Annotated in this window: 4 protein-coding genes; 3 read left to right on the top strand and 1 reads right to left on the bottom strand. The window is 71.1% G+C overall.

Annotation, left to right across the window (positions count from 1 at the left end; translation table 11 throughout):
• The coding region (locus UWG_RS0108350; protein ID WP_016906748.1) for an aldehyde dehydrogenase family protein at nt 1-1,044 on the top strand (1,044 nt) is incomplete at its 5' end.
• A gap of 139 nt (nt 1,045-1,183) precedes the next feature.
• Here UWG_RS0108350 and UWG_RS0108345 read toward each other — a convergent pair.
• Complete coding sequence (locus UWG_RS0108345; RefSeq protein WP_016906747.1) at nt 1,184-2,761, bottom strand: MFS transporter; 1,578 nt, start codon at nt 2,759-2,761, stop codon at nt 1,184-1,186.
• A 213-nt stretch (nt 2,762-2,974) separates the two neighbouring features.
• On the opposite strand from UWG_RS0108345, the gene UWG_RS29700 reads away from it, so the two are divergent.
• Both UWG_RS29700 and UWG_RS29695 read left to right on the top strand, forming a co-directional pair.
• Entirely contained in the window at nt 2,975-4,237 is a 1,263-nt protein-coding gene (locus tag UWG_RS29700) for a cytochrome P450 (protein ID WP_016906746.1), read from the top strand.
• Nucleotides 4,238-4,280: 43 nt separating this feature from the next.
• The coding region (locus UWG_RS29695; RefSeq protein WP_033196033.1) for a UbiA family prenyltransferase at nt 4,281-5,272 on the top strand (992 nt) is incomplete at its 3' end.

Raw genomic sequence — 5,272 nt, 5'->3', positions numbered from 1 at the left:
AAGCTGCTCGCCGACGAACCCGTCGAGCCGCTCGACGGCACGGGCGACGCCGTCGTCAGGCGGTCGCCGTTCGGCGTACTGCTCGGCATCATGCCGTGGAACTTCCCCAGTTATCAGGTGGCCCGGTTCGCCGGCCCGAACCTGTGCGCCGGCAACACGATCCTGCTCAAACACGCCCCGCAGTGCCCGGATTCGTCCGCGGCGCTGCAGCGGATCTTCGACGACGCCGGGTTTCCACGCGGTGCGTACGTCAACATCCACGCCACCGACGAGCAGGTGGCGACGCTGATCGCGGACCCGCGGGTGGCCGGGGTGTCCCTCACAGGCTCGGAGGCCGCCGGAGCGGCCGTCGCCGAAGTCGCCGGGCGCAACCTGAAGAAGGTCGTCCTCGAACTGGGCGGGTCCGACCCGTTCGTCCTGCTCTCCACCGACGACCTCGACCGCACCGTCGAGAAGGCGGTGGCCGCCCGCCTCGACAACACGGGCCAGGTCTGCAACGCCGCGAAGCGCTTCATCATCGCCGAGGAGCTGTACGAGCCGTTCCTCGCCAAGTTCACCGATGCCCTGCTCGCGAACGCCGAGGGCATCAGCCCGCTGTCCTCGGTGGCCGCGGCCGAGCGGTTGGAGGCACAAGTGCGGTCGGCCGTCGAGCAGGGCGCCCGCCTGACCAGCTCGGGGAGACGCCAGGGCGCCTACTTCCCGACCGGGGTCCTCACCGGCGTCACCGCCGGGAACGACGTCTACCGCCAGGAGCTCTTCGGCCCGGTCGCCATGGTGTTCAGGGCGGGGTCGGAGAAGGAGGCGCTCGCGCTCGCCAACGACACTCCGTTCGGTCTCGGCTCCTACGTCTTCACCACGGACCCGGAGCAGGCCGCCAGGGTGGCGGACGGGATCGAGGCGGGCATGGTGTTCGTCAACGGCGTCCAGGCCGAGAGTGCCGAGCTGCCGTTCGGCGGCGTCAAGCGTTCCGGCTTCGGCCGTGAACTCGGCCGCCACGGCATCGACGAGTTCGTCAACAAGAAGCTCATCCGCACGCTCGCCTGACGCCGCCGACCTCCCAGGTCGCCGGAGACCGTTCCGGCGGCCTGGGAGGCACGCTGCGGACAGGACGTCGTTGCGTACGGGTCCGAGACGGGCAACTTCCGCCCGGCGGACTGCCCGTGGAGCGCCGACGAACCCCCGCCTACCCCGCCCCCGAAGTCCCCCGACGCAGCGCGAGGCAGCACACCGCCGCGCAGGCGGCGAGAGCGGCGGCGCCCAGCATGGAGAGCCGCAGTGCCTCGCTCAGCCCCTGGGTGAGGACGCCGGTGAGCGAGTCCTGGAACCTTTCCGCGGTACGGGTGGGCAGTTCGCCGGTGACGTCCGCGCCCGCCGTGGTCGTGGCCTCCACCCCGCCGGAGGCCGTGCGGTCGACCTCGTCGGTGAACGTCTCCCGTGCCCCTGCGGGAAGCCGCTCGGCCGCCTCCGGGCCGAGCCGCCCCGCGCGACTGGTGAAGAGGGCCTGCAGCAGGGCGCCGAAGGCGGCGTTGCCGAGGACGTTTCCCACCTGCCGGGTCGTGTTGTACACGCCCGACGCAGCGCCGGCGAGGGATCGGTCGAGCTGGCCCAGCGCGAGGTTGGACATGGGCGCGAACACGCAGCCAAGACCGACGCCGCAGACCAGCATGGGGCCCGTCAGCGACCAGGGCGACACCTCGGGACGCGCGACCCACGCCGTGGCCGCAAGTCCGGCGGTGTACACCACGAGGCCGAAGAGCAGCAGCGACTTGCTGTTGTGTGCGTCGGAGCGTCTCCCGGCGAAGATGCCGACCAGCCCGAACGCCGCCGACAGAGGCGCGGTCGTGAGCCCCGCCCGCAGGGGGGAGAGGCCGAGTGCCGTCTGCAGGTAGAGCGTCAGCAGCAGCAGGCTGCCCGCCATGGAGGTCATGACGAGCACCACCACCACGTTGGACAGGACGAAGTTGCGGTGGCGGAGCAGGGCGGCGGGTATCAGCGGGTCCCGGCTGCGCCACTGCTGCCACGCGAACAGGCCGAGGAGGACCAGGGCGGCCACCAGCACCCCGGGGATCGTCACGGGCCCGACGACGGTGCCCCACCCGTAGCGTTCGCCCTCCACCAACCCGAAGGCCAACGCGAAGAGCCCGGCGGAGACGAGCGCGATGCCGGGGAGGTCCAGCCCTCTGCGCCGCCTCGCCGCGTGCCCGGGAACGAGCACCGCGACCAGCACCAGACAGACCACGCCGACGGGCACGTTGAGGAAGAACAGCCACTCCCATCCGTACCGGGTGACGACGACCCCGCCGAGCAGAGGCCCCGTGATGGTGCCGAGTCCGGCCACGCCGCTCCACATCCCGTAAGCGGCGCCGCGCCTTTCCCGTGGGAAGAGGAGGGCGATGAACGCGGTGGTCTGCGGGGTGAGGAGTGCGGCGCCGAGGCCCTGGACCGCCCGGGCGGCGATCAGCGGGCCGACGTCGTCGGCGAGTCCGCACCAGGCGGACGCGGCGGCGAAGACCACCAGTCCCGCCAGGTAGACGCGCTTCTGCCCGAAGAGGTCGCCCAACCGTCCCGCGGTGATGAGCAGCGCCGCGTACGTGAGGACGTAGGCGTTGGCCACCCACAGGACGTCGTCGAGGCCGGCGTCGAGGTCGTCGAGGATGACCGGGACGGCGATGTTCACGATCGTGGTGTCCACCATGATCATGAAGAAGCCGAGACACAGCGCGCTCAGCGCTACCCAGGGGCTCCTGGCTTTGCCGGTCACGCTCACTCCTCGAACGGGTCCAGTTGCGGACGACGAGCGGGGAGCCCGGCGTGCCCACACGAAATGTACACGGAGCCAACTCCCGTGCGTGGGCGGTTACTTGAAGCACTCACTCATGGTTGACGGAGAGTTAACCAACTGTTTCCCTCAACCAGTGCGCGCAGGCCCGTCGGCCGACGGAGCCCAACTCGACGTTGCAAGGGGGAACTTGAGATGAGCGAAACCAGGAATGGCGAAGGCACGGGGGACGGCGTCCCCGCCTTCGACCCGGCCGACCCGGCGTTCCAGGCGGACCCGTTCCCGGCCTACCGAACGCTCCGGGACGAATTCCCGCTGCTGCGCGGCCCGTTGGGCGCCTTCCTGGTGAGCCGCTACGAGGACTGCGAATCCCTGCTGCGCGACCGGCGCATGGGCAAGGACTTCGCCAACTCGCAGTTCTTCGAGCAGGTGATGGGGCAGGCGGGCGACGAAGCGCCGCCGTTCCTGGGGCTGGGTCTGGACGACTTCGACGCCAAGCTCTTCATGCTCACCGACCCCCCGGAGCACACCCGCCTGCGCGGGCTCGTCTCACAGGCGTTCACCCCGGCGACGATCAAGAAGCTGGGCCCCTCCGTAACCGCCGTCGTGGACGAGCTGCTGGCGGACCTGCCCGACCGGTTCGACCTGATGGAACGGCTGGCCGGGCCCATGCCGATCCGGGTGCTCGGCGACATGCTCGGCATCCCGGCGGAGGACCACGCCCGCTTCACCGCCTGGTCGACCGAGATCGCCGGACTCCTCGACCTCGACGTCGAGCTGCCGCCCGAGGCGGCCCAGGCCCGGCGGAAGGCCGTCGCGGAGTGCACCGGCTACTTCCTGGAGCTGGCCGGCACCCGGGGTTCGGGCGACGACCTGATCTCCCAACTCGTCCGCGCACGGGACGAGGACAGCGTCCTGACGACGCAGGAGATCGCCGCCACCTGTGTCCTGCTGGTGGTGGCGGCGCAGGAGACCTTCTCCAACCTGGTGGGCAACGCCGCCGTCGTCTTCTCCAGGCAGCCGGACGCGTTCACGCACCTCGCCGCGCACCCGGAGGCCACGGACGCCGTCCTCGACGAGATCATGCGACTGGAGCCACCGGCGCACCAGGTGGGCCGGATCGCGCTGGAGCCGGTGGAGCTGCACGGCACGACCATCGAGCCCGGGAACGCGGTGATCCTGCTGGTGGCCTCCGCCAACCGCGACGAACGGGCCTTCCCGGAACCGGACACCTTCGACACCGGACGGGAGGGCCCCGCACACCTCTCCTTCGGCCGGGGGGTGCACTACTGCCTGGGCGCGCCACTCGCCAACCTGATGGCCAAGGAGGTGCTGCGCGGCCTCACCGAGCGCTTCAGCCGGCTCTCGATGGTCGAGGACCCGCCGGTGTACAAGCCCGGCATGGGACTTCGCGGCCCCGCCGCACTTCCGCTCGTGGCCGAGCGGCGCCGTGCGTAGGGCGGGCGGGTCCGGCCGAAGACCGTCAGCGGCCGGATCCGTATTGCTCCTGCTGCGCAGTTGCAGCGTCCGGTTCACCGCCTACTACTGGGTGGGCTTCACCGCGGGCCTCGCGGCCAACGGCCGGCTCACCCCCGGGTGGGCGCTGCTCGGCGTACCGATGTGGCTCGCGTACTGCCTCGGTACGGAGGCGCTCAACCGGATCGCCGACCAGGAGGCGGACGCCGTCAACCGGCCCGAACGCACCGCGCTCTGCGAAGAGTTCGGGTGGGACAGGCTGCTCCGGGTGACGGTCGCCTCCTGGATCGTGTTCGTCCTCGTCGGCGCGGCGCTGGTATGGGTGCATCCCGGTGCGGAACTCGTCGCGATCCTGCTCGTCGACATCGGGGTAGCCGTCGGCTACTCGGTCGGCCCCGCCTTCAAGCGGCACCGAGTCCTCTCGCTCCTCGCGCTCACCGCGCCCCTCGTCACTCCGCTGCTGACCGGATGGGCGGTGCACGCGGCCACCGACACCCTCCTGTCGCCGGTGCTGCCGGCAGCCGCGGTGCTGGCGGCGTTCAGCCTCGGCCTGTCCGGGATCAAGGACATCACCGACGTGGCGGGGGACAGGCGGCTCAACTACTCAAGCCTCTGGCTGCGGTTGGTCGCGCTGCGGCGCGGCGCGGCCGTGTACGCCATGATCGGCACGCCGTTCGTCCTGCTGCTGCTCTTCGCCGTACGCGGGGCGCTGCCCTGGACGGTGACGGTGCTGCTGCCGCTCGTCGCGGTGTCCGCGCTGGTCGTCGCCGCGGCCGGGCGGGCCGCGGCGGCGCTGGACCGCGAAGCTGCTCGCGAGGTCATGCACCAGTACACGTTCTACTTCCTCGTCCTCGTCCTGCTGACGGCCACGCCCGGTGCGGGCACGGCCGCCGCGACTGCCGCGGCCGTCGTCCACTGGGCTGTCGCGTCGAAACAACTGCACTGGTCCGGCGGACTCACCAAGGCTCACCTGCGCCGTTGGTCCCGTCTGCTCGCCAGGCCCTCCACCGTGAAGGA

The sequence above is a fragment of the Streptomyces xiaopingdaonensis genome, assembly GCF_000262345.1.
In the GTDB taxonomy this organism is placed as follows: domain Bacteria; phylum Actinomycetota; class Actinomycetes; order Streptomycetales; family Streptomycetaceae; genus Streptomyces; species Streptomyces xiaopingdaonensis.
This window is presented reverse-complemented; position numbering and strand designations above follow the sequence as displayed.